This window comes from Dactylosporangium sp. NPDC050688 (assembly GCF_040654515.1).
In the GTDB taxonomy this organism is placed as follows: Bacteria; Actinomycetota; Actinomycetes; order Mycobacteriales; family Micromonosporaceae; genus Dactylosporangium.
This window is the reverse complement of sequence record NZ_JBFAIC010000034.1, coordinates 36,827-62,850: the sequence shown is the minus strand read 5'-3', so window position 1 is coordinate 62,850 and position 26,024 is coordinate 36,827. Positions and strand designations below refer to the sequence as shown.

The following is a 26,024-nucleotide window of genomic DNA, read 5'->3' as shown; positions in this document are numbered from 1 at the left end:
CTTACGCCTGCAACGCCTCGCGCAGGCCGCGGGCGGCGAGGCGGTCGGCGCGCTCGTTCTCCGCGTGCCCGGCGTGCCCCTTGACCCAGTGCCAGACGACCTCGTGCCGGGCGACCGCGGCGTCCAGCTCGCGCCACAGGTCCTCGTTCTTCACCGGCTGCCCGGCGGCCGTCCGCCAGCCGTTGCGCTTCCACTTCGCGACCCACGACATGATGCCGTTGCGGACGTACGTGCTGTCCGTGTGCAGGTCCACTGTTGAGGTGCGGGTCAGCGCGGCCAGGGCCCGGATCGGTGCCGTCAGCTCCATCCGGTTGTTCGTGGTCGGTGTGGCCTCGCCGCCGCAGAGTTCCTTCTCCACCGTGCCGTACCGCAGCAGCGCCCCCCAGCCGCCGGGCCCCGGGTTGCCGCTGCAGGCCCCGTCGGTCCAGATCTGCACGCGCTGCGTCATCCCGAGAATTTACCGCTCGGGGTTTTGTCGTACCCCGGTGGCATGCTGTCGGCCATGACGCCACTGAGGATCGTGAAGGGTGACGCCACCAGCCCGCAGGCGAGCGGCCCGAAGGTCATCGCCCACGTCTGCAACGACCAGGGCCACTGGGGCGCGGGCTTCGTCCTCGCCGTGTCGCGGCGCTGGCCCGGGCCCGAGCGCGACTTCCGGCAGTGGCACCGGGGACGCGCCGGCAACGACTTCGCCCTCGGCGCGGTCCGGCTCGTCGAGGTCCAGCCGTCGGTCTGGGTCGCCAACATGATCGGCCAGCACGGCATCAAGACCGGCAGCTCCGGCCCGCCGGTGCGCTACGAGGCGATCGGCCGCGCCCTGACCACGGTCGGCGACCGGGCCCTGGAGCTGGAAGCGTCGGTGCACATGCCGAGGATCGGCTGCGGCCTCGCCGGCGGACGGTGGGACAAGGTCGAGCCGCTGGTGGTGGCCGGCCTGTGCAACCGCGACGTGCCTGTGACGGTCTATGACTTCTGACGTCGCAGCGGCGGCTCCTCCGGGTCGCGGGCGAGGAGGTCGTCGACGCGTTCCGCGCTGGGCCGGCAGCGTCCGTGTCAACCAGCAGGTCCGTGCGCCCGCCGACCGGCGGGTGCTTCGCCGTCCGGGACCATGCGGGTCGACGGGCACGGCGAGCCCTCCCGGGCCAGGTCGACGTCGCCGGGCACGTGCAGGTCACCGTCGACGATGACGATGCCCGCGTCGAACTGGTCGAGGGCCGTTCAGGCCGCGCAGGAGGTTGCGGACCTTGTGCGGGCCGCGCTGCCGGGCGGATCACCGTCGCGGCCTCGTCCCGGCCTCGTCCCGACCTCGTCCCGACCTCGTCGGGTGCAGGCCGAGACGACCCCGGCCGCACCCGACGGAGCCGTGGTCACCCGCAGCGCGCTTACCAACGGCCGCCGCGTCAGTGCCGCGGCGTGGTCGCCAGCGGCGCGGTCATGAACGACACCACGACGGCGGGGGCCGGTTCGGCGAGCGGGGGCGCGCCGGGTGCCGCCGCCGGGGCCGCAGCCGTCGGCGCGGGTTTGACAGCCGGTGCAGGCTCGGCTGTCTGCGGCGGCACGGCTGCCGTTTCAGGCGCAGCCGTCTGAAACTGCTCGACAGCCGGTGCAGGCTCCGCTGCCTGCGGTTGCGCGGTTGCCGGGCCAGGCGCGGCAGGCGACGCATTCGTCGCAGGCTGCATGGTCCCGAGCGGCACGGCAGCCGGCACGGGCTCCACTGCGTCCAGTGGCGGAGCCATCGGATCAGCCCCGGCGACGAACGCGGCTGCCTGACCCGCCAGGCTCGCCGCGCCGATCGCCGATGCCCACCGCACGACTTCGCCCGCCAGCGCGACCGCCCCCCGTTCGTCGCCCGTGGCCCTGGCCAGCACCGCGAGGAGCAGCTGCTGCGACAGCGTGCCGGGGACGTTGCCGGCGGCCGCGCCGAGTTCGGTCGCGCGGCGCCAGCGGGCGCCCGCGCGCTCGTGGTCGCCGCGGTCGTGGTCGTGCCCGCCGAGGTGGCGCAGCGCCTCCCGGGCGAGCAGCGGGTCACCGGCCCCGGCGGCCAGCGCGGCGGCGTAGTGAGCGGGCGCCGCGTCGCCCTCGCCAGCGCCCTCGCCAGCGCCAGCACCGGCACCGGCACCAGCACCAGCACCAGCACCAAGCCCGGCACCGCCGCCGTCACCAACACCAGCGGCAGCGGCAGCGGCGGGCAGGTTGTCGGCGATCAGGCCGCGGTACATCTCCGCCCAGCCGCGGCGGACCGCGTCCGGCGCCGACCCGCTCAGCCCTGCGGCACTGCGCCGGACCTCGGCCACGGTGACCGCGGGTCCGCGAGCCGTCAGCGCCGTCCGGTACGCGTGCCGCAGCTGGGCGAACGCGAGGTCCCAGCGGCCGGCGTCGTCCAGGCCGGCGGCCAGCGCGGCGGCGGTGGCGAGGGGTTCGGTGGCGGTGGTCGTACCGGCGAACCAGTCAGCCTCGATCGCCACCTGTGCGGCGGTGAGGGCCAGCACCGGGTCTTCGGGTGGCGTCGCGGCGAGCAGGGTCCGGGCGTCCTGCCACCGGCCGGCGTGGGCCAGACTGCGGGCGGCGGCGGCGATTGCCTGCCGTGGAACGGCGATCTCGGTCATGCCGTCGACGGTAGTAATCGAAAAAACTATCCTCAAGAAAACTATCTGCGTGGGGGTGGCAGTGGACGACGACGTCGATCGGCAGGTCGGCATCTGGGAGCGGGAGCTGCCGTGGCTCGACCCGGTCAAGGAGGCGATCTTCATGCGGCTGGCCATCCTTGCCCGGCACATGCAGCAGCTGCGGCGGGACGGGCTGGCGGCGGACGGGTTGCCGCACTGGCAGTACAAGATTCTGATGATGCTGCGGCGGCTGGGTCCCCCGTACGCGGCGAGCCCGTCACAACTCGCCGACACGCTCGGACTGACCCGCGGCGCGTTGTCGGCGCGACTGGCGCCGATGGAGGAGGCGCGGCTGATCACCCGCGCGGATGACGACGCCGACCGGCGGCGGGTCCACGTGCGGCTGACGGAGGCGGGCAGCGCCGCGTTCGAGCTGCAGGCCGGCCGCGAGGACGACGGCGAGTCGGCCCTGCTGGAGGCGCTCACCGCCGACGAGCGCCGCGTCCTCGCCGACCTGCTGCGCCGGCTCGTCCTGGCCGCGGAGCGACGCTGAGGACAGCGAGAAGGTCCGGTCGATCCAGCGGCGCCAGCCGATGGGGACCACGTCCGCGCCGATCAGCAGCCGCCCCAGCCCGGGCCTAGGATGGCAGCCATGGCAGTCGACCTGTTCGCGGGGATCGCGGTGCGCGACCTGCCGGCGGCACTCGTGTGGTACGAGCAGCTGTTCGGCTCCCCGCCCGCATTCCTCCCGAACGACACCGAGGCGGTGTGGGAGCTCGCCGAGCACCGCTACGTCTACATCGAGCTCCTCCCCGAGCGCGCCGGCCACGCCATGCACACCGCGTTCGTCGACGACCTCGACACCCGCCTCGCGCAGGTCGCCGCCCGCGGCCTCGAGCCGGCCAAGCGCGAGACGTACGCCAACGGCGTGCGCAAGGTCATCTACCGCGACCCCGACGGCAACGAGTTCAGCTTCGGCGGCGGCCCCGAGCCGGCCGAGCCGGCCGACTCGTAGCCCACGGGCCGTTGCTCAACGGCGTTCCGCCGACGGCCGGTACCGCAGCAGCACCACACCGTTGGCGAACCGCTGGGTGCCGGTCAGCTCGAGGCGCAGCGTCGTGCCGGGGCGGAAGAGCGGGTTGCCCCCGCCGATGACGGTGGGGTGCACGTAGATGCGGTACTCGTCGACGAGGCCGAGGCGCTCGAAGGTGCGCAGCAGGTCGGGGCCGCCGATGAAGAGGTCACCGGTCTCGGCGGACCTGAGCGCCTCGACCTCGGCGGGCACCACCTCGCGCACGACGGCGGTGCCCCAGCCGGCCTCGCGCAGGGTGCGGGAGTACACCACCTTCGGCAGGTCGCGCCAGATCCGGGCGTAGTCCGCGACGACCTTCGGCGCGGCTGGGTCCTCGTCGGCGGTCGGCCAGAACTTCTCCATCAGCTCGTAGCTGACCCGGCCGTTGAGCAGGCCACCGGCGGCGGCCAGCTCCTCGTTGAAGTGGGCGTGCAGCTCGTCGGAGATGTCCTGCCAGGCCAGGCTGTGCTCAGCGGTCTCGAAATAGCCGTCGAGCGACACCGACATCATGAAGACGATCCTGTTCATATGGGACGTCCTTCCGGAAAGGAGACGGAGGCGGGACTTTCCCATACAGACGACGGGCGGGTGCCCGGCTCATCGGTCCGGCGGCGCCGGGACGTTGAGCAGGGAGAGCAGGGCCCGGCGTTCGGCGCCGAAGCCGGAGGCGTCCACCGCCCGCGGGTGCGGCAGCGGCACCGCGCGGTCCTCGGCGATCCGCCCGCCGTCCAGCACGAGCACCCGGTCGGCGAGCAGCAGGGCCTCGTCGACGTCGTGCGTGACGAACAGCGCGGCGAAGCCGTGCGCGGCCTGCAGCCGGCGGAACAGGCCCTGCATCCGCAGCCGGGTGAGCGCGTCGAGGGCGCCGAACGGCTCGTCGAGCAGCAGCAGGTCGGGCTGGCGGACCAGCGCCCGGGCGAACGCGACCCGCTGCGCCTGCCCGCCGGACAGCTCGGCCGGCCAGGCGTCGCGGCGGTCGGCGAGACCGACCTCGGCCAGCGCGGCGTCGACGCGCTCGCGCAGGGAGCCGCCGCGCACGCCGAGGGCGACGTTGGCCGCGACGCGCTTCCAGGGCAGCAGCCGGTGTTCCTGGAACACCACGGCGGTCGTACCGCTGGTGCCGGCGTCGCCGGCCGCCTCGCCGTCCAGGCCGGCGAGGATGCGCAGCAGGGTGCTCTTGCCGGAGCCGCTGCCGCCGAGCAGCGCGACGACCTCGCCGGCGGCGATCGTCAGGTCGACGCCGGCGAGCACCACGGTGTCGCCGAACGCGCGCCGGACGCCGCGCGCGACGGCGGTGACCGCCGGGCTGCTCACCGCGCCTTCAGTCCGTGACGCCATGCCAGGAGCCTCCTCTCGCCGAGGCGCAGCAGCAGGTCGGAGAGCAGGCCGAGCAGCGCGTACGCGACGAGGCCGAGCACGACCACGTCGGTCTGGCTGAACTCGCGCGCCTCCATCATCATGAAGCCGAGGCCGCCCTGGCCGTTGACCTGCTCGCCGACGACGAGGCTGAGCCAGCCGGCCGCGAACGCCAGCCGCACGCCGAGGAACAGCGACGGCAGCGCGCCGGGCACCACGACGTGCCGGACCCGCTCCAGGGCGGTGAGCCCGCAGGTACGGGCGGCCTCCACCAGGCGCTCGTCGATGTTGCGGATGCCGGAGTACGTGTTGAGGTAGATCGGGAAGAACGCGCCGAGCGCCACGAGGGTCACCTTCAGCGACTCGCCGATGCCGACCCAGATGATGAGCAGCGGCACCAGGCCGAGGTGCGGCAGCATGCGGGCCATCTGCACGGTCGGGTCGACGAGGTCGTCGCCGAGCCGGACGAGCCCGGCAAGGGTGCCCAGCGCCAGGCCCAGCAGGCCGCCGATGAGCAGCCCGAGGACGGCCCGTTCGACGGAGTCCAGCAGGTACCCGCCGAGCGTGCCCTCCGCGGCGAGCCGCCAGCCGGTCTCCAGCACCGTACTCGGGGCGGGCAGCTTGTCGGGGTCGAGCAGCCCGCCGCGCACCCCGCCCTCCCACGCGGCGAGCAGGGCGAGCGGCGTCACCGTCCGCAGCCAGCGGCGGGTGGGCGGGCGCCGCCGGGTGACGCCCGGCGGCGCCACCTTGCGGCGCTCCAGCAGCGTGGTCATCGCAGGATGTCCGAGAACTGCTCGTCGATGCGGCCCTTGATGTCGACCTTGCCGGGGATCAGCTGCAGCTCGGTGAAGCCGTCGGCGATCTGCTGCAGCTCGTCGCCGATGGCCGGGTCGATCGCGGCGAGCGGCTGGGCGCTGCGGTCCAGGGCGCGGCGAGCGGCGTCCTCGGGGATGTTCAGCTCCGGCGCGAGAATCTTGACGCGCTCCTCCGGGTTGGCGATGCCCCAGTCGGTGATTTCACGGTACGTCTTGAGGAACTCGCGGATCTTGCCGGGCTTCGACTTCAGCGCCTGCGGCGAGACCAGCAGGTACTCGCGGTTGTTGGCCAGGCCGGTGGCGTCGACGAGCACCTTCACGCCCGGGGTCTCGGCCAGGGAGAAGTACGGGTCCCAGATGATCCACGCGTCGACCTGGTCGTTGTCGAACGCGGGCCGGGCGTCGGCGGGCTTGAGGTACTGCACGTCGATGTCCTTGATGGTCATGCCGTTCGCCTCGAGCAGGCGCACGAGCAGCCAGTTGACGTTCGAGCCCTTGTTCAGGGCGACCTTCTTGCCCTTGAGGTCCTTGAAGGAGGTGTACCCCTTGCTCGCCTTGACCAGCACGGCTTCACCCTTGGGCACGGGCTTGGAGGTACCGATGATCCTGAAGTCGATCTTCCCGGCCGCGGCGAAGATCGGCGGGGCCTCACCCACCTGGCCGATGTCGATCGCGCCGGCCTTGATGCCCTCGGTCAGCGCCGGGCCGCTCTCGAACAGCGACCACGTGGTGCCGGCCGCCTCGGCCTTGCGCGCCTTGACCAGGCTCAGCCCGCCGAAGCGCTGGTACCCGACGCGCAGCGACTCCTCGGCGGCGCCGGGCTTCGCGGCGGCCGGCTCCTTGTCGGTGGCACAACCTGCGGCCAGGGTGGTGCCGAGCAGGACCAGGACACCGGTCAGGACGACCGAGAGCCGACGCATCGATGACGCTCCTCATAGACGGGATGTGCGCGGACACTATACCCATAAGACCTACCGCTTAACTAGGATTCGAGTTGTCGGTCTTGCGCTGGTCCCGCACACTGCGACGGTGACCTCACTCACAGCGCCCGCCGCCGCGCGGCCAGGACGGGCCGGCACGGTCTACCTGGCGGTCATGGCGCCGCTGGTCCTGGCGTGGCTCGCCGCGGTCCTGCTGCGGCACGGCGACCCGTCCGCGGACCGGACGCTCGACACCGGCCTGACGTTCGTGCTGCCGCTGGCGCTGCTCGCGGTCGCGCACGCCTGGTATTGGTGGCTCCGCACCCGGTCGCGGCCGGTGGCGCTCGATGTCCGCGACGGCGCCTTCATCGCACCGGCCGACGACCGGCTGCTGTCGGCGTTCGCGGTGACGGCGTTCGCCGGCATCGCCGTGCCGAGCGGCAGCCTGTTGATGCCGGCGCTGCGGGATGTGTCGCGCTCGACATCCGTCACGGGGTGGGTCGGCGTCGGCTGCGCGCTGGCCGCATTCCTGGTGTCCCTGTGGGCGTTCGTCCGCGGTGCCGGGCGGATCGAGCTGCGCCCAGAAGGGCTGCGGATGACGTACATGTACGGCCGGCGCGACGTGCCGTGGGACGCCGTGGCCGCCGGCCCGCCGCGACGCGAGACGCTGTGGGAGCCGGCGATGCGCATCGGCCGGCCGGACCTCGTGCGCTCCGCCGGCCTCGCCCGCCGCCGACCCCGCCGGGCGTTCCTGCCGGTGAGCTGGAGCCGGGTCCGGCGCGAGTTCCTGGCCGACGCGGTCAACTACTACCTCGCCACGCCGGCCGCCCGGCCCACCATCGGCACCGCAGACGGGTACGTCCACCTGCGCCGGATCCTGCGGGCCGGCTGAGCATGGATGACGCCGTCGCCGCGATCGTCGCCCGCATGGAGGACGGCCTGGCCCGCCTCGCACCCACCGACGCCCGCCGGCATTTCCACGGCACGTACCTGCGCACCACGTACGCCGTCGCCGCCGAGATCGACCGCGGCGGGTTCCTGGACGCGGCCTGGCTGAACCGGTGGGACGTGGCGTTCGCGGAGCTGTACCTCGACGCGTTCGACGCCGACCTCGCCGGCGGCACCGTGCCGCAGCCGTGGCGGATCGCGTTCGACACCGCCCGGGACCGGCCCGACCTGCCGGCCCTGCGGCACGTGCTGCTCGGCATGAACGCGCACATCAACTACGACCTGCCGCAGTCACTGATCGCGGTCATCTCCCCCGCCGAGTTCGACGACCCCGCGGTGCGCGCCGCGCGGGAACGCGACCACACCCACATCGACACGGTCCTGCTGGCGCGGGTCGGCGCCGAGGAGGCCGAGGGCCGCGCCGTGGCCCGGCCGGGCCTGGTGGACCGGATCCTGGCGCCGGCCAACCGGGCCGCGACCCGCCGGCTGCTCACCGAGGCGCGGGCGAAGGTGTGGCGCAACACCGCCGTGCTGGACGCGGCCCGCCGGGAGAGCGCCGCGTCGTACACCGAAGGCGTCCGCCACCTCGAGGAGGCCGCCGCGGCGAAGCTCGCCACGCTCACCGCGCCGGGGCAGGTCCTGCTGCGACTGGCCCGCACCGGCTTCGGCGTCCTCATCCCCGGCGCGTAGGGCCGGGTCAGGGACAACTCAGGGTCGGTCGGCAGGAAAGCCCTGACGCGGCGGGAGGTCCGGCGGGCCACACTGGAGCACATGACAGTCCGCCGTACCTTGCAGGCCGTCGGCGCCGCGCTCGCCGGAGCGGTCACCGCGCCCGAGGCCGCCGCGCCGCCCGCCGACCCGCGCGCCGTGCGCGACCTCCTCGCCGAGATCGGCCTGCTGCACCCGCGGGCACCCGAGTCCGAGGTGCCGCTCGAGCTGTGCCGCTTCCAGGCCCGCGCCGGGCTCGCCGTCGACGGCGTCGCCGGGCCGCGCACCGTGCAGGCCCTGGTCCGGGCCGCCCGCGAGGCCCGCCACATCCGCTCCCTGGGTCTGCCGCTCGCGGCGTAGCTCCCACCGCCGCGCCGGCTGCTACAGCCAGCCGTTGCGGCGCAGCGCCCGGTGCAGCAGCAGCCCGCTGCCGAACATCAGGGCGAGCGCGTAGAAGTACCCGTACCGCCAGTGCAGTTCCGGCATGAACACGAAGTTCATGCCGTACACGCCCGCAATCGCCGTCTGCAACGCGGCGAGCGCCGCCCACGAGGCAATCTTGCGCATGTCGTTGTTCTGGTCGATCGTGACCTGTGCCAGGCGGGCCTGCAGGATCGAGTTGAGGATGTCGTCGTGGTTGGCGACCTGCTCCACGACCCTGGTCTGATGGTCGTTGACGTCGCGGAAGTAGCGGCGGATCTCCTTCGCCAGCGCGAAGGACTGCCTGTCCAGCAGCGTCTGCAGCGGCCGCTGCAAGGGCACCGCCGCCGTGCGGAACTCCATCAGCTCCCGTTTGAGCTGGTACACGTGCTCGATGGTGGTCCCGCTGTCCCGGCGGAACACGTCCGCCTCCAGGGCCTGCACGTCGGTGTCGATCGCGGCGACGATGTCGAGGTACGCGTCGACGATCCGGTCCAGGATCGCGTGCAGCACCGCCCACGGGCCGGCCGCGAGCTGCGCCGGGTTCGCCTCCAGATCCAGCCGGGCGGACCGGAGCTCACCCGCCTCGCCGTGACGGACGGTGATGATGAAGTGGGCCCCGAGGAACATCCGGACCGAGCCTGTGTCGATCACCTCGCTGGTCTCGGTCAGCCGCGCGTGCGGCAGGTACCGGGCGGTCCGCACGACGAAGAACGTGACGTCCTCGTACCGCTCGACCTTCGGCCGCTGCGGCGCCGCCTTCAACGCGTCCTCCACCGCGAGCGGATGCAGTCCGAACACCTTCTCGATCTCGGCGAACTGGTCCGGATCCGGTTCGTGCAGCCCGATCCAGACGAACGCGTCCGGCCGGTCGCGGGCCCGCTCGTGCAGCTCGGCGAGGGGCAGGTCGTCCGCTTGGCGGACCCCGCCGACGTACAACGCGCAGTCGACGATCGTGGGCCGGGAGTCCAGTTGCACCGGAAAAGTACCTTTCGTCGGGGCCTGACGTATTGCATCGGCCCCTGGTTGCGTACCCACCCCGATTCGTCCATGAACACCCGCCCGACCAGTGCCACGCCCGCTTGTCGGATCACCCGCAGCGACGACCGGCTGCCCGGTCACCGGCCGGTCGGACGGTCCCTCCACCTGGACAGAGGTTCACGGACCGTCACGGCTGACCGTATCGTCGCAGCATGGCAGCCCTCACGTTCGCGGTGGACCGGCTCGCTGCCGCGACGGTGCTGACCTGTCAGGGCACGCTGGTCGCGGCCAGCGCCATGCAGCTGGAGACCGCGCTCTCGCAGTTGCTCCTGCGCCCCGAGCCCCGCATCGTCATCGACCTGTCGCTGGTCACCGCCATCGACTGCACCGGCCTCATGATGCTGCGCGTCACTGCGGGTATCGCCGTTGAGCAGGGTGGATCGCTCGTCCTCGCGGCGCCGGCCGTGCCGGTCGTCCACACGCTGCGTGAGAGCGGCACGCTCGCCACGATCGCGACGTACCGGACCCTGGACAGCGCCCTCACCGCCGACCCGCACGGCCTGGTCACCGACGCGGACGCCGCCGCCCAGTCCACCACCACCCCGTGGCCCGTGAACGCCGACCGCCGCCGCAGCGCCTGAGCCGGTCCCCCACTGCTCTTACGGCGCAGCCGCCGAGGAAGAAACAGCGACAGCCTCGCCGCGGTAGGTGCCGAAGGACCACAGGTTGCCTTCGGGGTCGCGGACGGCGAAGTCGCGCGAGCCGTAGTCGGTGTCGGTCAGGTCCATGTGCGGCACGGCGCCCGCGGCGAGTGCCCGGGCGTGCAGCGCGTCGGGGTCGTCGGTCACCACGTAGGCGCCGAACGTGCCCGGGCGCAGCGGCCAGTTGTCGCCCTCCTCGGCGCGGACGCTGCCCAGCATGATGCCGCCGCCGAGGGGCCAGGCGAGCTGGGCGTGGTCGACGCGGTCGCCGTCGCCGTACACGACGACCTCCTGGAAGCCGAACGCGTCGACGAGGAACCGGATCAGCGCGCGGGCGTCGGTGGCACGCAGCGTCGGCCACACCTGCGGCACGGGAATCTTGTCATCACTCATGCCGCCCAGTCTGCCCACGGCGCGGCGTCGGGGTCTTGGACGTTTCGGAACGCCGGGAGCTGCTCCTCGGCGAGCCACCGCGCCGGCGGGCAGCCCGCGAACCCGGAGAACTCGCGGGTCAGGTGCGCCTGGTCGTAGTAGCCGCAGGCGACCGCGAGCGCGGCGAGGGACGGCGCGCCGTCCTGCAGGCGCCGCCGGGTGACGTCGAAGCGGGCGACGCGGGCCGCGGCCTTCGGCGACAGGCCGATCTCGACGTTGAAGCGGCGGCTGAGGTACCGGCCGCTCCAGCCGACCTCCCGGGCGAGCTCGGCGGTGCTGACGGTGCCGCCCGAGGACTGCAGCAGCCGCCAGGCGTGCACGACCTCCGGCGGTGGCAGCACCGCCGCGGCACACCGCGACGCGAGCAGCTCATCGACGATCCGGAAGCGCTCCGCCCAGGTGGGCACCGAGCAGACCCGGTCGCGCAGCTCGTCGGCGAACGGGCCGAGCACGTCGGAGGCGCTGACGTCGACGTTGGCGAGCGCACCGGCGGGCAGGCCGAGCAGGGTCCGGGCGCCCAGCGGCGACAGCCCGACCTGGATGCCGGACTGCCGCCCGTCGTGCACGATCGTCGCCGGCGTGGTGTGCAGCCCGCCGAGCAGTGTGTCGTACCGCCCGGGCGGCGCCGCCGGGTCGGGGTGCGCCGCGACCTGCAGCGGGTCGTCGAGGGTGACGATGAGCGTCAGGTAGGGCGACGGCAGCCCGCGGTGCACGGCGGGCGCGACGCCGATGTCGCGGTAGCCGCTGTACCAGCCCGCGAACGGCCGCACCCGCACCCCCGCGGGCCGGCGCACGTACTCCGACAGCACCCCGTCACCGTAACGCTCAGCCGACGGCCTTCTCCAGCTCCGCCTTCGTCATCTTCGAGCGGCCCTTGATGTTCTTGCGCTTGGCCTCCTCGTACAGCTGGTCCCGGGTGCGGCCGCCGGGGCCCTTGTGGGAGCGCAGCCCGCCGCGGCGGCTGGAGGAGATGTCCTTCGTCGAGGTGCGGCTCGACGTGCGGGCCTCGCCGGCGCGGGCCCGCTCCTTGTTCACGGTGCGCGCCGCGATCTCCTCGGCGACGTCCTCGGACCGGCCCTGGGCCTTGACACTGCCCTTGATGTGCTCGTACTGCCGTTCACGCTTGTTGCTCCATGCCTGCTGCGGCATGCCCCACCTCCTGACGGCTACAGAAACTCGCGCTTGTACAGATCGATGAGCCCGGCGTAGTCCGGCCCGATGTTGGCGACGTACACCTCGTCGAAACCGGCGTCCTCGTACTGCTTGAGCCGGGCCGCCTGCTTGGCCGGGTCGGGGCCGCACGCGACCGCCTTCCGGGTCATGTCCGGCGTGACCAGCTCCGCCGCCTGCTCGAAGTGCTTCGGTGACGGCAGGACCTGCGACAGCTCGCCGGGGACGCTCGCGTTGGCCCACAGCTTGTGCGCGATCTCCACGCCCGCGTCCTCGGTCTCGGCGTAGCAGGCCTTGAAGCCGCCCTGCACCGGCTTGCCCCCGCCGCCGCCCTTGCGGAACGCCTCGACGTGCTCGGCGACCGGCGCCACGGACATGAACCCGTCCGCGATCCGCCCGGCCAGCTCGATGGCCTTCGGGCCGAACGCCGACATGTACACCTTCGGCGGGGTCTGCGGCCGGGTGTACACCTGCGCCTGCTCCACCGTGTAGTGCTTGCCGCGGTGGTTGACGAACCCGCCGTCCCACAGCTCCCGCATCACGTGGACGGCCTCCTCGAGCATCTCGAGGCGCTCGGCCGCGCTCGGCCAGGCGTCGCCGTGGATGTGCTCGTTGAGCGCCTCACCGGTGCCGACGCCGAGGACGAAGCGGCCCTCGTGCATGACCGCGCTGGTGGCCGCGGCCTGCGCCACGATCGTCGGGTGGATGCGCATGATCGGGCAGGTCACCGCCGTCGTGACGGGGATGGTGACGACCTGGCTCAGGGCCCCGATCAGCGACCAGACGTGCGGGCCCTGCCCCTGCGCGTCGTTCCACGGATGGTAATGGTCCGAGATCCACAGCGCGGAGAAACCGGCGTCCTGGGCGAGCCTGGCCTGCTCGATCAGCTGCGCCGAGGTGTACTCCTCGGTGGACAGGAAGTAACCGATTCGCATGCCGTCATCCATACCCACCCACGCGGCAGCGATGCGCCCCGGCGGCGAAGTCGGCGGCGGACGCCCAGTCCTCGCCCGCCGCCTGCGCCCCGGCGGGAAAAGTCGGCGGCGGACGCTCAGCCCTCGCCCGACGCGGCCGACATCCCGTGCAGCCGGTCCACGAGGCGTTTCAGCTCCGCGAGGTGCTCCGGCGGATACACCCGGCCCGCCGGGTCCACCACCCGCTGCACCGGTTGCAGCAGCCGCCACGCCTCGGCGACGTCACCGAGCTGGGCGAGGGCCTGCGCGTCGAGCCAGTCGCAGTAGTCGCGGGCCACCCCGGCACCGCGCAGCTGCGCGGTCAGCACCAGCACCGCCTCGTCCATGCCGGCGCCGAGCAGCAGCCGGGCCAGGGCGTCGGTGCCGAGGATCCACTGCCGGGTGCCGGGCGCCAGCTCCCGCAGGGTCTCGAACGCGTCGACGGCGTCCTGGGTGCGGCCCGCCCCGACCAGGCTGCGCCCCAGGTCCAGCAGGGTGTCGGCGACGTGCGAGGAGTCCGTGGAGCCGTCGGCGATGCCGTCGAGGACCGCCTGGGCCAGCTCGACGTTGCGTTCGGCCTTGCTGCGCCGCTCGTGCGGATCCGCGTACCCCTGGTGCTCCAGGTGGATCGCCTCGCGCGGCGCCGACGGCCACTCCGCGATCCCGATCCCCTGTACCGTGCCGGTCCCGTGGCCGGTGCCGACGCCGGTGCCGTGGCCGCGGTCGGCGAACACGTCCGGGGTGCCGTCGCCGGCGATGCGGACCAGGTGCTCGTGGACGCGGCCCTGCCACCGCAGGTGCGCCGGGCGGAACAGCCGCGCGGTGCGGAACGTGTACGGCAGCTCGTCGTGCGCGTTGTCGATGTCGACCAGCAGCGCGTCGGTGGTGGTGGCGGCGAGGACCTCGCGCAGCTTGCCGGGCGCGGCGACCGCCCGGTCGTCGTCGTCGATGCTGAGCACCCAGTCGGCGGGCGTCCACGGGGTGCCCCGCGCCGCGGCCGCCGCCGTGAGCGCCGCGTTGCGGGCGGCGGCGAAGTCACCGGTCCAGGTGCCGTGACTGACCACGGCGCCGAGCTCGCGGGCCAGGGCCGGGGTGCCGTCCTTCGAGCCGGTGTCGTGGACGTGGATCGTGTCGACGACCCCGCTCAGCGACGTCAGGCACCGCGACAGCATGGTGGCCGAGTCACGCACGATCAGCACGGCGGCAAGGTTCACCTCCGCCCGATCGGCGGCCGTTCGGCCGACCTGAGCGTTTGTCGGGGCGCGGCACCATAGACACATGGCGATCGAAGCCGACCCGGCGGACGAGCTCGCGGTCCCGTACCGGCTCACGGCCACCGCCGAGGCCGCGTCGTTCGGGCAGGTGGTGCGCCGGCTGCCGGGGCTGCTGTCGCAGGCGACCGCGTACCAGAACGCCGCCGGGACCGGGAATGTTCTCGGTGACCAAACGCTTGACCACAAGATGTGACCGCAAATCCCGTCCGCCTGGTGTTGGTGCTCGGCTCGCTCATCGCCATCGGCCCGCTGACCATCGACATGTACCTGCCGGCTCTGCCGAGCATCACCGACGACCTGCACACCACGTCGACCGCGGTGCAGCTCACCCTCACCGGCACCCTGGCCGGCCTCGCGCTCGGCCAGCTGGCGATCGGTCCCTGGTCCGACGCCGTCGGCCGGCGCGTGCCGCTGCTGGCCGGGCTCGTCCTGCACGTGCTCGCATCCGTCTGCTGCGTGTTCGCCCCCGACGTCACCGTCCTCGGCGCGCTGCGCGTCCTGCAGGGCCTCGGCGTCGCCGCCTCCTCCGTCGTCGCCATGGCGATCGTGCGGGACCTGTTCAGCGGCGCCGCGTTCGCCCGGCTGTTCTCCCGGCTGATGCTGGTCATGGGCGCCGCGCCGATCCTCGCGCCCACCCTCGGCAGCGCCGTGCTGCGCTGGACCGAGTGGCGGGGCGTGTTCGTCGTGCTCGCCGCGTTCGGGGTCCTGCTCTCCATCCTCGCCGCGCTCGCGCTGCCCGAGACGCTGCCGCCCGCACGCCGCCGATCCGGCGGGGTCGTGGCCACCCTCGGCGTCTACGGCTCCCTGCTGCGCGACCGCGTGTTCGTCGGGCTGGTCCTGGTCGCGGGCCTGGCCATGGCGGCGCTCTTCGCCTACGTCGGCGGCTCCTCGTTCGTGCTGCAGGAGGTGTACGGCCTCACGGAAGCCCAGTTCGGGCTGGCCTTCGGCGCCGGGGCGGTCGGACTGATCGGCGGCACCCAGTACAACGTGCGGCTGCTGCGCCGCTTCACCCCGCAGCGCATCCTCTTCTCGGCCCTGACCGCCGGCACGGTCGCCGGGGCGGTCCTGGTCACCCTCGCCGCCACCGGCCTCGGCGGGCTGCCGGCGCTGCTCGCCGCGCTGTGGGCGGTGCTGACCTCCGCCGGCCTGGCCCTGCCGAACGCGCCGGCCCTGGCGATGTCCCGCCACGGCGAGGCGGCGGGCACCGCGGCGGCGATGCTCGGCGCGGTGCAGTTCGGCGTCGGCGCGGTGGCCGCCCCGCTGGTCGGCGTGCTGGGCACCGGCGCGACGGCGATGTCGGTGGTGATCGCGGGCGGCATGCTCGCCGCGACCGTCACCCTGCTGGTGGTGGTGCGGCCCGGCTCCCTGGTCACCGCGCCCGAGGACGCCACGGAGCCGGCCCCCGCCGAGGTCGCCGCCCCGGCGACCGCCTGAACGGCTCCGCACGGCCCCTGCACGGCAGCGGCTCCGGTCCCGAGGACCGGAGCCGCTGATGCTTCACTACGGGTGGGCGACGCCCGCGACGGCGCTCAGCGACCCACGGCGGCGTGGTACTGGTCGACGATCTCCTGCTTGATCCGGCCGCGGTCGGAGACCTGGTAGCCGGCGCCCTGCGCCCATTCGCGGATGGCCCGGTTCTGGTCGCGGTCGCCGCGGCTGGAGCTCCTGCCGCGCGATCCCGATCGGGCCGCCGCGACGACCGCGCCCCGGCCGACCTTCGTGCCGGCGGAAACATAGGGCTTCAACGCGGCGCGCAGTTTCTCGGCGTTCTTCTTCGACAGGTCGATCGCATACTGCACGCCGTCGAGACCGAACTGGACGCTCTCGTCGGCCGGCTTGCCGTCCAAGTCGTCGATCAGTTCTTGAATGACGCGCTTGGCCATGACGGCGCCTCCTCGGTAACGGTACGGGTGACGGCGGCGACCCAACGGGCCGACCATCGCAGAAATAGTATCGCCCATTTCCAGGATTTGAAGTGCACTCTGTTTCAAAAAGGCACCATCACCGATCGTGGCGGTTCAATTACGACCCGATCGGGTGGGCTGCGCATGATCGCACCATCGGCGAGACTCTACCCATGGCGAACACTTCCACACCCACCTGGGGCGACCTGCTCATCGGCCAGTTGGCGTTCTACTGGGACGCCCACCTGCGGCCCCGGCTGGACGGGCTCACCGATGAGGAATACTTCTGGGAACCGGTCCCCGGCTGCCTGACGGTCCGGCCCGGCGCCGACGGGAATTACCGCGCCGACAGCGGCGCACGCACCGGCCCGCAGCCGGTCACCACGATCGCGTGGCGCATGATGCACATCGCGGTCGGTTGTTTCGTGACCCGGAGCAGCACGTTCTTCGGCGACGGAAGTGTCGGCGACGACGCGGACATGTTCGACCCGCGGCACGTGCCGGCCGATCTGCCGCACACGGCCGCGGAAGGCATCGCGTTCCTCGACGACAGTTACCGAGCGTGGCACGGGCACGTTTCCGCGCTCGGCGACGCCGCACTGCAAGCGCCATTGGGACCGAAGGGCGCCTATTTCTCGGACGAGCCGATGGCGGCGCTGATCGTGCACGTCAACCGCGAGACGATGCACCACGGCGGCGAGATCGGGCTGCTGCGGGATCTGTTCGCCGCGACCGGCGCGGCGCGGCGCACCGACCACCTCGCCACATCGGCAACCTGACATCGATCGACGCCACCGTCTGCAAGACTTGCTGCCATGTCGAGCATCGGTGGCCTTCTTTCCGTACGAGCCGTGATCCGGGCGCAGCATCTTGACCGCGACAGGCTGGACCAGCTGACCCTGGCCGGGCTCCGGGACGCGCTGCGGCACGCCCGGGCCCGGGTGGCCGCGTACGGCGACGACCGGTACGACCTCGGCACGCCGCGCGACCTGGCCGACTTCGCGCGGCTGCCGCTGCTGCGCAAGGCCGACGTGCTCGCCGAAGGCGAGGACCGGTTCCGCGACCCGGCGTTCACCCGCGACCAGGTCACCGTGTACACGACCAGCGGCACCAGCGGGCAGATCCTCGAGGCGTGGCACGACCCGGCCAACTACGCCCACGACCGGGCCTGCAACATCCGCCGCTTCGCCGCCGCGGGCGGGCGCTACCGGCCCTGGTCGCGGCTGGTGCACTTCAAGCCCTTCCCGCTGGACACCGTCTGGTACCAGCGGCTCGGCATCTTCCGCCGGTCGGTCGTGTACAGCGCGCTGCCGGTGCGCGACAGGGCCGAGCAGCTGCTGCGGGAGCGGCCACACGCGATGATCGGCTACCCGGTGATGCTGCGGGACCTGCTGCGCGGCATGCGCCCCGAGGAGCTGGCGACGCTGCGGCGCACCCTGCGGGCGGTCTTCACCGAGTCGGAGCTGCTCACCCCGGAGGTCCGCGGCCAGCTCACCGAGGGCTTCGGCGTGCCGGTCTTCAACGAGTACTCCGCCTACGAGGTGATGCACATCGCGTACGACTGCGCCGAGGGCCAGTTGCACATCGCCGAGGACCGGGTCCACGTCGAGATCGTCGACCCCGACGGCCACCCCGTGCCGGACGGCACCGAGGGCCACGTCGTGGTCACCGGCTGGCGCGAACGGGCGATGCCGCTGCTGCGGTACTGGCTCGGCGACCGCGCGACCCGGCACACCGGCCGGTGCGCGTGCGGCCGGACGTTCGCCCGCCTGGAGCTGACCAAGGGCCGCGCCGACGACTACGTGGTCCTCCCCGACGGCGAGCGCATCTACGCCGGCACCTTCATCGGCATGGCGATCAGCACACCGGGCGTCGCGGAGTGCATGGTCCGCCAGGACCCGGCCGGCAACATCACCGTCTGGCTGGTCCCGGACACCCGTACCGGCCGCGGCTTCGACGACCTGGCCCGCGAGGCCCGCGAGTGGCTGCACGGCAGCGCCGGCCGCCCGTTCGACCTCGACGTGCGGCGCGCGGACACCCTGGAGCTGACCAAGGGCGGCAAGGGCCGCTTCGTCGTGTCCGAGTTCCGCCGCTGACCCCTGCCGCGGCAGGGCGCGGCGCGGCCGTCGCCCTGTCGCGGGGGTCGCCGCGGCGCGCCGCCGCGGGCGGGTCGTTACAGCGTCACGGCGGCGTGCTGGGGCAGCAGGCGGGCGCCGAGGTCGGCCTTGAGGTCCGGCATGCCCTTGCCGAGGATCATGCCGGCCGCCCTGCGCTCCACGACCCGGTCGACCAGGCGCCAGAACAGGTCGAAGTACAGGTGCCGGCGGCCGCCGTCGTCCACCGGCAGCGCGCCCCAGGACAGCCAGATCGGCCACGCCGGGTGGTCGAGGATCGTGCCGGCACCGAGCAGGCGGCCGGTGGCGTCCCGGTACGCCACGGCGTGCACGTCCTCGCGGCCGGCGACCGCCTCCTGCCACAGCGGCGACTGGTGGCCGCTGTGCGGCGCCGCGCCGCCCGTGTGCTTGGCGAGGTTGAGCCGGGCCAGGCGGGCCAGCTCCGCCGGGCTGACCACGTCGCCGACCGGGCCGGCGCGCACCTGCAGGTCCGGGTCGGCGGCGATCAGCTTGCGGATGTGCCGCATGCTCGACCGGCGTTTCTTGCGCAGCCCGGCCAGCCACGCGTCCACCGACGCCGGCGCGTCCAGGACCGCGAGGGGTTCGGTGCGGCGCGCGTACCGTGGCCGCGGCAGCCACGCCGGGTCGCCGTCGCCGAGCTGGCGCCACAGCACCCCCTCGACGCCCGGTCCGAGCGCCCGCCGGGCCGCTCGCCGGAAGGCCCGCGCCAGCTCCCGCCGGTCGTCCACTGTGGACGGCGCGAACCACCACCCGGGCAGCGCGCTGCTCTGGGGTGCCTGCACGTGGAGGTATCCCAGCCGCGGCCACCGCCCGGAGACGTCCCTGCGGCGGGGTGGCACCACCGACGCGGCCACGAGCCCGACGGGCGCCTTCACGTCCGACAGCACGGCCAGCAGCAGCGGGCCGGCGCCGGAGCGGACCCCGGCCCGCATCACCGGCCACGCCCAGTTGGCCCGCAGCCCGGCCCGGCAGCGCAGCGCCTCCCAGCCGGCCGGCTCCGGGTCGACGGCCGGGTTGTGCAGCCGGACCGTCAGCCCGCCGGTCATCACCGCTGTCTCGGTCATCGGGAGCCCGGGGTGGTCAGAACGTCACCGCGGCGTGCTGCGGCATCAGCCGGGCGCCGAGGTCCGTCTTCAGCTCCGCCATGCCCTTGCCGAGGATCATGCCCGCCGTCCTGCGCTCCACGACCCGCTCGACGAGCCGGCGGAACAGGTCGAAGTACAGGTGCCGGCGGCCGCCCTCCTCGGCCGGCAGCGCGCCCCACGACAGCCAGATCGGCCAGGCCGGGTGGTCGAGGATCGTGGCGGCACCGAGCAGGAGGCCGGCATTGTCGCGGTACGCCACCACGTGGACGTCGTCGCGACCGGCGACCGCCTCCTGCCACCGCGCCGACCGGGGGCCGCTGCGCAGTTCGAGGTCGCTGGCCTTGTGCTTGGCGAAGTTGCGCCGGGTCAGGCCGGCCAGCTCCGCCGGGCCGACCACGTCGCCGACCGGGCCGGCGCGCACCTGCAGGTCCGGGTCGCGGGCGACGAGGCGCTGGGTGCGCCGGACACTGGCGCGGCGTTTGGTGCCCAGCCCGGCCAGCCAGGCGTCCACCGACGCCGGCGCGTCCAGGATCGCGAGGGGTTCGGTGCGTCGGGTGTACCGCGGCCGCGGCAGCCACGCGTCGTCGGCCGGACCGACCTGCCGCCACAGGACCCCCTCGACGCCCGGGCCGAGCGCCCGCCGGGCCGCCCGCCGGAAGGCCCGCATCAGCTCCCGCCGCTCGTCCACTGTGGACGGCCCGAGCCACCACCCGGGCAGCGCGCTGCTCTGGGGTGCCTGCACGTGCAGGTACCCCAGCCGCGGCCACCGCAGCGTGCCCTCCCGGCGGCGTGGTGGCACCACCGACGCGGCGAAGAGCCCGACCGGCCCCTCGACGCCCGACAGCACCGCCAGCAGCAGCGGGTCGGCGCCGGAGCGGACCCCCGCCCGCATCACCGGCCACGCCCAGTTGGCCCGCAGCCCGGCCCGGCAGCGCAGCGCCTCCCAACCGGCCGGCTCCGGGTCGACGGCCGGGTTGTGCAGCCGGACCGTCAACCCCTCCGTCATCACAGCCATCTCCACCATCAGGTTCCCCCGTGCCGCTGCGAACCGTCCCCGGGACCCGGCGGCAGGGTCCGCACAGGGCGACGCCACCTTCCGCTGAGGCCTACGTCGAGACTGAGCGCGCTCGCCGCGGCCGACAGCAGCAGCGCCGTCATCGCCCCGGACGACGCGGCGTGGGGCACCAGCACCGCCGCCGCGGCCGCCACGACGACCAGACCGACGGTAGCCGATGTCGCGGTCAGCCGGGGGGACCGCCCGTCGGTGTTCTCCACCAGGTAGCCGGCGTACGCGACCAGGGCGAACAGCGGCGTCTCCAGGCAGGTCAGCAACACCAGCAGCAGCGTCCCCGCCGGCAGGACCAGCACGAGCAGCAGGCCGGGCAGGCACAGCAGCATCGCGATGCGCAGGATCCGCCGCGCCTTCGTCCTGCCCTCCCGGCCGGCCGGTCCGCGCAGCCGCAGCGACGTGGCCGGCTGGCGCAGGCGCAGCAGGTAGGTCAGCGCCGCGGAGCAGAACCCGGACAGCGTGACCGCGACGTAGAACGGGCCGCTCTCGGTGCCGTGCCCGACGATGCCGAGGACCAGGTAACACACGGCCAGGCACAGGCTGGCGACGAGCTCCGGCAGGCCGAGCAGCGCGCAGGTCCGCAGCACCAGCCACGCCACCCGCCGCCGCCGCCGGGCCCGCCCGACCACGCGACCGGCGGCGGCCGTGCCGGGCAGCGCGGCGAGGGACCAACCGGGCGGCAGCCGCCACAGCAGGACCACCGAGGCGGCCAGCGCCGTCGCGGCGAACAGGTGCAGCTGCCGCAGCGGCGACCAGGCGAAGTGGAACGTCAGCGCCGAGACGACCAGCAGCGTGCCGGTCACCGCGGCGAACGTCACCACGTCGGTGCCGGGGCGCCCACGCACCCGGTGCAGACCGACCGCGAGCTGCAGCATGCCCAGCGCCGCGCACCACAGCAGCGCCGCGGCCAGCACCTGCCCGCGGTCCAGGGCGGTGGCGGCCACGAACGCGGCCACGGCGAGGAGCATCGGCACGGCCGCGACCCGCAGCACGACCCGGGCGATCGCGCCGCCGAGCCGGCGGGTCCGGGGCACCAGCTTCAGCGCGGCCTTCTCGCCGCTGGACGCGACGAACACGGTCCACGCCGAGACGCCGACGGCACCGGCGTACTCGGCGAAGCGGTCCGCGCCCCACGGCACGGCGAGCACCAGCGGCGCCAGCGCGATCGTGGCGCGGAACGCGCCGCGGCCGGCGAACAGCGCCAGCAGCAGCCCGCCGCGGGGCGCGCCTGTGCGGAGCTCAGCCTCCGGCGTGAGCAGAGCCATGACCGGCCGTCGAGGGCTCCGCCGCGGGGTCCGGGCCCGGGCCGGTGGCGGCGGTGGCGCCGCGGCGGGAGCGGGACGGCCAGCACAGCACCGCCAGGGCGGCGATGAGGTGCGCGGCGATGAACACGTACGCCTCGGTGCGGCTGGCGACGTGCCCGAGCCGCACCGTCATGTGGTCGGCCCAGTCCCACCGCTGCGGGACCGGCTGCCCCCGCCACAGCCAGAACGACAGGTCCTCCAGCCCCGACAGCATGACGAGGATGCTGGCGTAGCTGATCCGCCGTACCGTGGCCGCGGCGGAACCACCGAGCCGCTGATGCAGCGCGAACGCCAGGATCAGCAACGGCGCGAGGACCCGCACCAGGGAGTAGAAGCCGTCGAAGTCGTCGGCGATGACCCGGTCGAACATGCGCGGCACGAACCCGCAGAACACGGCCGTGAACGTGAGCACCCCGACCACCTCGGGCAGCCGCCAGCGGCGCAGCCATTCCGGGTCCAGCGCGGCGATCGTCTCCGCGGCGAGGACGAACGGCACCAGGTACGCCAGGAACAGCCACAACGAGTCGAGCTGCTTGCCGCCCGGGGCGAGCGCCACCAGCAGCACCCCCGAGACGAGGGTGGCCAGGACGAGGGTGAAGAAGCGTTTCACGGGCGCACCTCGAACCGCACGGTGGACAGCAGGCGGTCGGCGGCCGCGCGCAGCTGCGCGGGGGTGTCCGCGGCCAGCAGGGCGTAGCCGAGCTTGCTGGTCAGGTCGATGGTGGAGGTGACGGCCCGGCCCGGCTCGGTGAGCAGGGCGATCCGGATCACCTCCGGCCAGGCGCGGGCCTCCTCCACGCCGTGGATCGCGGTCAGGATGCCGGTGTCGGCGGCGTTGAGCAGTTGCACCATCACCGGGTGCGGCACGCCCTGGGACGGGATCGCCGGCAGCGGCGCGCCGACCGCGACGCTGATCGACGCCTCGATCGGGTCGACGCCGTAGCAGTGCCGGGCGAGCTCGCCGAGCGGGTCGCCGCCGGTGCGGGCGCCCATCTCGATGAGGCACGGCCGGCCGTCGGCGTCCACGACCAGGTCGAGGTTGAGCGGGCCGCGGCGGTAGCCGAGCCGGGCGCACAGCGCGTCGACGGCGGCCACGATCCGCTCGTGGGTGCCGTCGGGCACGGCGGCGGGCAGCAGGTGCGCGGTGGTCGTCGCCTGCGGCGGCGGGGTGATGCGCCGCTCGGTGAGGGCCATGAACACGACCCGCCCGTCGTCGATGACGCACTCACAGCCGCAGTGCTGGCCCTGCACCTCCTCCTCGATGACGACGCCGGCGCTGTAGGAGTGCTGCAGTGCCTCCGCGACCGCGGCATCCATTGTGGACTCGTCCGGGCAGCGGGTCACGCCGCGGCTGCTCTGCGCGTCGACGGGTTTGACGACGAGCGGGAAGCGCAGCCCGGCACCGCGCCAGTCGGTGCCCTGGATCCAGCGGTACCCGGGCAGCCCCAGCTCGTCGCAGAGGGCCCGGAAGCGCCGCTTGTCCACGGACGCCTCGACCGTGGCCTCGGTCAGCCCGCAGGGCAGCCCGAACCGTTCGGTGAGCGCGAACTGGGTCGGTAACGCGATGTCGCTGCTGGGCGCGAGGATGCCGGCGATGTCGTTGCGCCCGCGCAGGATCTCGCTCAGCGCGGGCACGTCGCGGGTGCTGATGGGCAGCAGCTCGTCGGCGAGGGCGACCGCCGGGGCGGTGTCGCGCAGGTCGACGGCGACGGTGCGGTAGCCCAGCGCCCGGGCGGTGCGGTAGGTGGCCATCGCGCCGTCGGCGGCGCCGAGGATGAGCAGGCTCTTCATGCGGCGTCTCCACGCTGGGCCGGGATGAACGGCGCCGGTCTGGCGCCGGGGAACAGTTCGTCGGCGGGCTCGACCGGGATCGACGCCTCACGGACGTAGAACATGGCGGGGCGCGGCTGCGCGTCGGCGATGAGCACCGTGTACCGCAGCAGGACCGCCGCGCCGCCGAGCGCGAAGCTCTGCGCCACGAGCCCGGCGCCGACCGCGACCCCGGCGCCGAGCAGGCCGGCGAACGCGGCGACGGCCAGGCCGGTGCTGACCAGTGCGGCGAGCAGCAGGACGATCGCGACCCAGTGCACGGCGCGGCGGGAGAACGCGACGTAGAGCTCCAGGGCGTGGCCGATGAGCCGGCCGAGCCGGAACTTCGACGTGCCGCGGGTGCGGGGCCGGTGCTCGACCGGGACCGTGGCGATCCTGGAGGTGAGCAGCGGCACCGTGGCCAGGAAGTACGGGGTGCCGAGGCGCAGCTCGACGACCCGCCTGGCCAGCTCGGTGCGCAGCACCCGGAACGTGGTCGCGCCGGGCGGGATCCGGATCCGCAGGCGGCGGCCGAGCCAGTGGTAGCAGGCCGCGCCCCACCGGCGGTGCCACGGGTCGTGCCGGGTGCGGCGCACGCCGAACACCGCGTCGTAGCCTTCCAGGGCCCGCGCGACCAGGTGGTGCACCTCGGCCGGCGGGAACTGCAGGTCCGCGTCGAGGTGCACGAGCCAGGGCTTGCGGGCGTACTTGTAGCCGGCCGAGAACGCCGCCTCGAACCCGAAGTTGCGGCTGAACGACAGGTACTGCACGCGGGGGTCCTCGGCGGCGAGCCGCTGGATCTCCGCGAGGGTGCCGTCGGCGCTGCCGTCGTCGACGAACAGGATCTCCAGGTCGTAGTCGCCGAGCGCGGCCACGATCTCGGCGTGCGTCTGCGCGACGCTGTCCGCCTCGTCGTAGCAGGGCACGACGGCGGTGAGGCCTAACGGGTGCATGGTTGCGCGGCGCCTCAGCGGGTGGCGAGCGCGAGCGGCTCGGGAGCGGTCCAGTGCTCGCCCTGGGTCGCGATGAACCAGTCGACCGTGCGCTCGAGGCCCGTTTCGAGGGACACGAGGTCGGCCGGGTCGATGCCGACGGCGCGCAGCGTCTCTGCGTTGGCGCTGACGACGGCGCCGGCCTGCTCGCCCGGGCGCATCGGCAGGTCCACGATCTCCACCCGCGGGTAGCCCTTGGCCTCGCACTGGTCGATGACGATCTCGGCGACGCGGCGGATCGTGGCCGACGCGACCGGCCCGCACTCCACGACGTGGTCCAGCACGGTGCCGGCCTCGGCCGCCTCGAACGCGGACACCAGCGCCTTGGCGACATCGCCGACCCACACCATGTCGGAGATCTGGTGGCCGCCGCCGTAGAGCTCGACCGGCATCCCGCACAGCGCCCGGCAGACGACCGCCGGGGTGATCTTGCGGACCTTGCCGGGGCCGAACGGCGCGGCGGCGAGCTGGCGCGGCCCGTAGGCGTTGACGGCGCGCACGACGTTGACCCGGCTGCCGCGGTCGGCGTTGAACATCGACACGAAGCGCTCGACGGCGGTCTTGGAGATCGAGTAGCTGTTGTTCATCCAGTGGTTGCCCACGCCGATGTAGACGCCCGGCAGCTGGTACTGGGTGACCGCCTCGAGGAAGTTGAGCCCGCCGATGAGGTTCGTCTCGGCGGCCGGGCGCGGGTTGAGGATGGTCTCCTGGGTGCCCAGCACGGCGGCGAGGTGGATGATGCCGTCGCAGTGGGCCGCGAGCTCGACCATGGCGGTCGCGTCGCGGATGTCGCCGAGCATCACCTCGCGCTCCGGCGCGGCGTGCGGTCCACGCCGACCGTGGGCGTGGTGGTCGAACACGAGCGCCTCGTGGCCTCTGGCCTCGATCTCCTCACAGACGTACCGCCCGATGAACCCGTTGCCCCCGGTCACGCCGATCTTCATTGGTGGTTTCCTATTCACTCGATGGGCGGGTCCTCGCCCACGGACAGCTTCCGGCAGCCCTTTCCCCAGGGGGGTTCCCTGCGTCAAAGAAGCCGTTGAACAGTGCAAACACCGACACGACATCGATCTTCGTGTCCGGTGATCCGATCGACCCGTGCCGGTCGCAATCTACCTTCACCGCGCCAGTGATCACAGTCCGAGCGCAAAGATTTATTGACTTGGTCGTATGCGAGTCAGCGTTTTGCCGATGTTGTCCGCCATCCGCCAGAATTTACGTGAAGCGATGTGATTTGAGGACCGCCGCCGGCCGGCGGCCGGGCAGCTCGGGCACCCGATCGGCCGTCGTGGTGCGGGCGGCCGGCAGTTCCCGGCACCGGCCGCGTCGGGAACCTGACGGCGCGGTCCGCCAATTTGGCGGTAACGTCC

31 protein-coding genes are annotated in these 26,024 nt (G+C 73.4%); 11 read left to right on the top strand and 20 right to left on the bottom strand.

What is annotated here, in order from left to right; genetic code table 11:
- Position 1 precedes the first annotated feature (1 nt).
- Positions 2-448 carry a ribonuclease HI gene (gene rnhA, locus AB0H83_RS28755; RefSeq protein WP_360099819.1) on the bottom strand — a complete coding sequence of 149 codons (447 nt, stop codon included), beginning with the start codon at positions 446-448 and terminating at the stop codon, positions 2-4.
- 54 nt (positions 449-502) lie between these two features.
- On the opposite strand from rnhA, the gene AB0H83_RS28750 reads away from it, so the two are divergent.
- Complete coding sequence (locus AB0H83_RS28750) at positions 503-976, top strand: macro domain-containing protein (protein WP_360099817.1); 474 nt, start codon at positions 503-505, stop codon at positions 974-976.
- A 424-nt stretch (positions 977-1,400) separates the two neighbouring features.
- On the opposite strand, the gene AB0H83_RS28745 is transcribed toward AB0H83_RS28750, so the two are convergent.
- Entirely contained in the window at positions 1,401-2,642 is a 1,242-nt protein-coding gene (locus AB0H83_RS28745) for a hypothetical protein (protein WP_360099815.1), read from the bottom strand.
- Between the two features lie 13 nt (positions 2,643-2,655).
- On the opposite strand from AB0H83_RS28745, the gene AB0H83_RS28740 reads away from it, so the two are divergent.
- Both AB0H83_RS28740 and AB0H83_RS28735 read left to right on the top strand, forming a co-directional pair.
- Positions 2,656-3,159, top strand: coding sequence for a MarR family winged helix-turn-helix transcriptional regulator (locus AB0H83_RS28740; RefSeq protein ID WP_360099813.1), 504 nt, complete (start codon positions 2,656-2,658; stop codon positions 3,157-3,159).
- 99 nt (positions 3,160-3,258) lie between these two features.
- Positions 3,259-3,621: a VOC family protein gene (locus AB0H83_RS28735; protein ID WP_360099811.1), complete on the top strand. Its 363-nt coding sequence runs from the start codon at positions 3,259-3,261 to the stop codon at positions 3,619-3,621.
- Between the two features lie 15 nt (positions 3,622-3,636).
- Here AB0H83_RS28735 and AB0H83_RS28730 read toward each other — a convergent pair whose 3' ends face one another.
- From AB0H83_RS28730 to AB0H83_RS28715, 4 genes are all read right to left on the bottom strand, one after another.
- The gene (locus tag AB0H83_RS28730) at positions 3,637-4,206 is read right to left on the bottom strand and encodes a dihydrofolate reductase family protein (protein WP_360099809.1); all 570 of its coding nucleotides are present in this window, start codon (positions 4,204-4,206) and stop codon (positions 3,637-3,639) included.
- A gap of 69 nt (positions 4,207-4,275) precedes the next feature.
- The gene (locus AB0H83_RS28725) at positions 4,276-5,016 is read right to left on the bottom strand and encodes an ABC transporter ATP-binding protein (RefSeq protein WP_360099807.1); all 741 of its coding nucleotides are present in this window, start codon (positions 5,014-5,016) and stop codon (positions 4,276-4,278) included.
- Positions 4,989-5,807, bottom strand: coding sequence for an ABC transporter permease (locus tag AB0H83_RS28720; RefSeq protein ID WP_360099805.1), 819 nt, complete (start codon positions 5,805-5,807; stop codon positions 4,989-4,991). Before AB0H83_RS28720 ends, AB0H83_RS28725 begins: the two co-directional genes overlap by 28 nt.
- Positions 5,804-6,769: an aliphatic sulfonate ABC transporter substrate-binding protein gene (locus tag AB0H83_RS28715; protein ID WP_360099803.1), complete on the bottom strand. Its 966-nt coding sequence runs from the start codon at positions 6,767-6,769 to the stop codon at positions 5,804-5,806. The genes AB0H83_RS28720 and AB0H83_RS28715 overlap by 4 nt, the downstream gene beginning before the upstream one ends.
- Positions 6,770-6,878: 109 nt before the next feature.
- Here AB0H83_RS28715 and AB0H83_RS28710 point away from each other — a divergent pair, with 109 nt between their 5' ends.
- The 3 genes from AB0H83_RS28710 to AB0H83_RS28700 all read left to right on the top strand — a co-directional run bounded on the left by AB0H83_RS28710 (position 6,879) and on the right by AB0H83_RS28700 (position 8,785).
- A complete protein-coding gene (locus AB0H83_RS28710; protein ID WP_360099801.1) occupies positions 6,879-7,661 on the top strand; it encodes a hypothetical protein in 783 nt (260 codons plus the stop codon).
- Between the two features lie 2 nt (positions 7,662-7,663).
- A complete protein-coding gene (locus tag AB0H83_RS28705) occupies positions 7,664-8,407 on the top strand; it encodes a DUF5995 family protein (protein ID WP_360099799.1) in 744 nt (247 codons plus the stop codon).
- 81 nt (positions 8,408-8,488) lie between these two features.
- The gene (locus AB0H83_RS28700) at positions 8,489-8,785 is read left to right on the top strand and encodes a peptidoglycan-binding domain-containing protein (protein ID WP_360099797.1); all 297 of its coding nucleotides are present in this window, start codon (positions 8,489-8,491) and stop codon (positions 8,783-8,785) included.
- A 21-nt stretch (positions 8,786-8,806) separates the two neighbouring features.
- Here AB0H83_RS28700 and corA read toward each other — a convergent pair whose 3' ends face one another.
- On the bottom strand, positions 8,807-9,823 hold the full coding sequence (gene corA / locus AB0H83_RS28695; RefSeq protein ID WP_360099795.1) for a magnesium/cobalt transporter CorA: 1,017 nt from the start codon (positions 9,821-9,823) through the stop codon (positions 8,807-8,809).
- Positions 9,824-10,038: 215 nt separating this feature from the next.
- Between corA and AB0H83_RS28690 the strand changes: the two genes are divergently transcribed.
- Entirely contained in the window at positions 10,039-10,467 is a 429-nt protein-coding gene (locus tag AB0H83_RS28690) for an STAS domain-containing protein (RefSeq protein ID WP_360099793.1), read from the top strand.
- 18 nt (positions 10,468-10,485) lie between these two features.
- Here AB0H83_RS28690 and AB0H83_RS28685 read toward each other — a convergent pair whose 3' ends face one another.
- The 5 genes from AB0H83_RS28685 to AB0H83_RS28665 all read right to left on the bottom strand — a co-directional run bounded on the left by AB0H83_RS28685 (position 10,486) and on the right by AB0H83_RS28665 (position 14,281).
- The gene (locus AB0H83_RS28685; protein WP_360099791.1) at positions 10,486-10,920 is read right to left on the bottom strand and encodes a VOC family protein; all 435 of its coding nucleotides are present in this window, start codon (positions 10,918-10,920) and stop codon (positions 10,486-10,488) included.
- Positions 10,917-11,768: a helix-turn-helix domain-containing protein gene (locus tag AB0H83_RS28680; protein ID WP_360099789.1), complete on the bottom strand. Its 852-nt coding sequence runs from the start codon at positions 11,766-11,768 to the stop codon at positions 10,917-10,919. Before AB0H83_RS28680 ends, AB0H83_RS28685 begins: the two co-directional genes overlap by 4 nt.
- A gap of 16 nt (positions 11,769-11,784) precedes the next feature.
- Positions 11,785-12,108: a plasmid stabilization protein gene (locus tag AB0H83_RS28675; RefSeq protein ID WP_360099787.1), complete on the bottom strand. Its 324-nt coding sequence runs from the start codon at positions 12,106-12,108 to the stop codon at positions 11,785-11,787.
- Positions 12,109-12,125: 17 nt separating this feature from the next.
- On the bottom strand, positions 12,126-13,064 hold the full coding sequence (locus tag AB0H83_RS28670) for a TIGR03557 family F420-dependent LLM class oxidoreductase (RefSeq protein WP_360099785.1): 939 nt from the start codon (positions 13,062-13,064) through the stop codon (positions 12,126-12,128).
- 116 nt (positions 13,065-13,180) lie between these two features.
- Positions 13,181-14,281, bottom strand: coding sequence for a glycosyltransferase (locus tag AB0H83_RS28665; protein ID WP_360099783.1), 1,101 nt, complete (start codon positions 14,279-14,281; stop codon positions 13,181-13,183).
- 79 nt (positions 14,282-14,360) lie between these two features.
- Here AB0H83_RS28665 and AB0H83_RS28660 point away from each other — a divergent pair, with 79 nt between their 5' ends.
- Both AB0H83_RS28660 and AB0H83_RS28655 read left to right on the top strand, forming a co-directional pair.
- Positions 14,361-14,549, top strand: a complete 189-nt coding sequence (locus AB0H83_RS28660; protein ID WP_360099781.1) for a hypothetical protein — start codon at positions 14,361-14,363, stop codon at positions 14,547-14,549.
- On the top strand, positions 14,546-15,790 hold the full coding sequence (locus AB0H83_RS28655) for a multidrug effflux MFS transporter (protein ID WP_360099779.1): 1,245 nt from the start codon (positions 14,546-14,548) through the stop codon (positions 15,788-15,790). The genes AB0H83_RS28660 and AB0H83_RS28655 overlap by 4 nt, the downstream gene beginning before the upstream one ends.
- A gap of 95 nt (positions 15,791-15,885) precedes the next feature.
- On the opposite strand, the gene AB0H83_RS28650 is transcribed toward AB0H83_RS28655, so the two are convergent.
- A complete protein-coding gene (locus tag AB0H83_RS28650; RefSeq protein ID WP_360099777.1) occupies positions 15,886-16,239 on the bottom strand; it encodes an Lsr2 family protein in 354 nt (117 codons plus the stop codon).
- Positions 16,240-16,433: 194 nt separating this feature from the next.
- Between AB0H83_RS28650 and AB0H83_RS28645 the strand changes: the two genes are divergently transcribed.
- Entirely contained in the window at positions 16,434-17,039 is a 606-nt protein-coding gene (locus AB0H83_RS28645) for a DinB family protein (protein ID WP_360099775.1), read from the top strand.
- A 72-nt stretch (positions 17,040-17,111) separates the two neighbouring features.
- Positions 17,112-18,356, top strand: coding sequence for an AMP-binding protein (locus AB0H83_RS28640; RefSeq protein WP_360099773.1), 1,245 nt, complete (start codon positions 17,112-17,114; stop codon positions 18,354-18,356).
- A 77-nt stretch (positions 18,357-18,433) separates the two neighbouring features.
- On the opposite strand, the gene AB0H83_RS28635 is transcribed toward AB0H83_RS28640, so the two are convergent.
- From AB0H83_RS28635 to AB0H83_RS28605, 7 genes are read right to left on the bottom strand one after another with little or no spacing between them, the layout of a single operon-like run.
- Positions 18,434-19,459: a hypothetical protein gene (locus tag AB0H83_RS28635; RefSeq protein ID WP_360099771.1), complete on the bottom strand. Its 1,026-nt coding sequence runs from the start codon at positions 19,457-19,459 to the stop codon at positions 18,434-18,436.
- Positions 19,460-19,475: 16 nt separating this feature from the next.
- Positions 19,476-20,486 carry a hypothetical protein gene (locus AB0H83_RS28630; protein ID WP_360099769.1) on the bottom strand — a complete coding sequence of 337 codons (1,011 nt, stop codon included), beginning with the start codon at positions 20,484-20,486 and terminating at the stop codon, positions 19,476-19,478.
- A gap of 17 nt (positions 20,487-20,503) precedes the next feature.
- On the bottom strand, positions 20,504-21,814 hold the full coding sequence (locus tag AB0H83_RS28625; RefSeq protein ID WP_360099767.1) for a hypothetical protein: 1,311 nt from the start codon (positions 21,812-21,814) through the stop codon (positions 20,504-20,506).
- Positions 21,789-22,463: a hypothetical protein gene (locus AB0H83_RS28620; protein ID WP_360099765.1), complete on the bottom strand. Its 675-nt coding sequence runs from the start codon at positions 22,461-22,463 to the stop codon at positions 21,789-21,791. The genes AB0H83_RS28625 and AB0H83_RS28620 overlap by 26 nt, the downstream gene beginning before the upstream one ends.
- The gene (locus tag AB0H83_RS28615; protein ID WP_360099763.1) at positions 22,460-23,644 is read right to left on the bottom strand and encodes an ATP-grasp domain-containing protein; all 1,185 of its coding nucleotides are present in this window, start codon (positions 23,642-23,644) and stop codon (positions 22,460-22,462) included. Before AB0H83_RS28615 ends, AB0H83_RS28620 begins: the two co-directional genes overlap by 4 nt.
- A complete protein-coding gene (locus AB0H83_RS28610; RefSeq protein WP_360099761.1) occupies positions 23,641-24,615 on the bottom strand; it encodes a glycosyltransferase family 2 protein in 975 nt (324 codons plus the stop codon). The genes AB0H83_RS28615 and AB0H83_RS28610 overlap by 4 nt, the downstream gene beginning before the upstream one ends.
- A gap of 14 nt (positions 24,616-24,629) precedes the next feature.
- Positions 24,630-25,598 (bottom strand): NAD-dependent epimerase/dehydratase family protein, encoded by a 969-nt coding sequence (locus AB0H83_RS28605; protein WP_360099759.1) that lies wholly within the window; start codon positions 25,596-25,598, stop codon positions 24,630-24,632.
- Between the last annotated feature and the right edge of the window lie 426 nt (positions 25,599-26,024).

Coding starts and splice junctions, on each gene's coding strand:
- rnhA (WP_360099819.1), bottom strand. CDS start 448: ATGACGCAGCGCGTGCAGATCTGGACCGACGGGGCCTGCAGCGGCAAC.
- AB0H83_RS28750 (WP_360099817.1), top strand. CDS start 503: ATGACGCCACTGAGGATCGTGAAGGGTGACGCCACCAGCCCGCAGGCG.
- AB0H83_RS28735 (WP_360099811.1), top strand. CDS start 3,259: ATGGCAGTCGACCTGTTCGCGGGGATCGCGGTGCGCGACCTGCCGGCG.
- AB0H83_RS28730 (WP_360099809.1), bottom strand. CDS start 4,206: ATGAACAGGATCGTCTTCATGATGTCGGTGTCGCTCGACGGCTATTTC.
- AB0H83_RS28725 (WP_360099807.1), bottom strand. CDS start 5,016: ATGGCGTCACGGACTGAAGGCGCGGTGAGCAGCCCGGCGGTCACCGCC.
- AB0H83_RS28720 (WP_360099805.1), bottom strand. CDS start 5,807: ATGACCACGCTGCTGGAGCGCCGCAAGGTGGCGCCGCCGGGCGTCACC.
- AB0H83_RS28715 (WP_360099803.1), bottom strand. CDS start 6,769: ATGCGTCGGCTCTCGGTCGTCCTGACCGGTGTCCTGGTCCTGCTCGGC.
- AB0H83_RS28705 (WP_360099799.1), top strand. CDS start 7,664: ATGGATGACGCCGTCGCCGCGATCGTCGCCCGCATGGAGGACGGCCTG.
- AB0H83_RS28700 (WP_360099797.1), top strand. CDS start 8,489: ATGACAGTCCGCCGTACCTTGCAGGCCGTCGGCGCCGCGCTCGCCGGA.
- AB0H83_RS28690 (WP_360099793.1), top strand. CDS start 10,039: ATGGCAGCCCTCACGTTCGCGGTGGACCGGCTCGCTGCCGCGACGGTG.
- AB0H83_RS28685 (WP_360099791.1), bottom strand. CDS start 10,920: ATGAGTGATGACAAGATTCCCGTGCCGCAGGTGTGGCCGACGCTGCGT.
- AB0H83_RS28675 (WP_360099787.1), bottom strand. CDS start 12,108: ATGCCGCAGCAGGCATGGAGCAACAAGCGTGAACGGCAGTACGAGCAC.
- AB0H83_RS28670 (WP_360099785.1), bottom strand. CDS start 13,064: ATGCGAATCGGTTACTTCCTGTCCACCGAGGAGTACACCTCGGCGCAG.
- AB0H83_RS28660 (WP_360099781.1), top strand. CDS start 14,361: ATGGCGATCGAAGCCGACCCGGCGGACGAGCTCGCGGTCCCGTACCGG.
- AB0H83_RS28650 (WP_360099777.1), bottom strand. CDS start 16,239: ATGGCCAAGCGCGTCATTCAAGAACTGATCGACGACTTGGACGGCAAG.
- AB0H83_RS28645 (WP_360099775.1), top strand. CDS start 16,434: ATGGCGAACACTTCCACACCCACCTGGGGCGACCTGCTCATCGGCCAG.
- AB0H83_RS28635 (WP_360099771.1), bottom strand. CDS start 19,459: ATGACCGAGACAGCGGTGATGACCGGCGGGCTGACGGTCCGGCTGCAC.
- AB0H83_RS28630 (WP_360099769.1), bottom strand. CDS start 20,486: ATGACGGAGGGGTTGACGGTCCGGCTGCACAACCCGGCCGTCGACCCG.
- AB0H83_RS28625 (WP_360099767.1), bottom strand. CDS start 21,814: ATGGCTCTGCTCACGCCGGAGGCTGAGCTCCGCACAGGCGCGCCCCGC.
- AB0H83_RS28615 (WP_360099763.1), bottom strand. CDS start 23,644: ATGAAGAGCCTGCTCATCCTCGGCGCCGCCGACGGCGCGATGGCCACC.
- AB0H83_RS28610 (WP_360099761.1), bottom strand. CDS start 24,615: ATGCACCCGTTAGGCCTCACCGCCGTCGTGCCCTGCTACGACGAGGCG.
- AB0H83_RS28605 (WP_360099759.1), bottom strand. CDS start 25,598: ATGAAGATCGGCGTGACCGGGGGCAACGGGTTCATCGGGCGGTACGTC.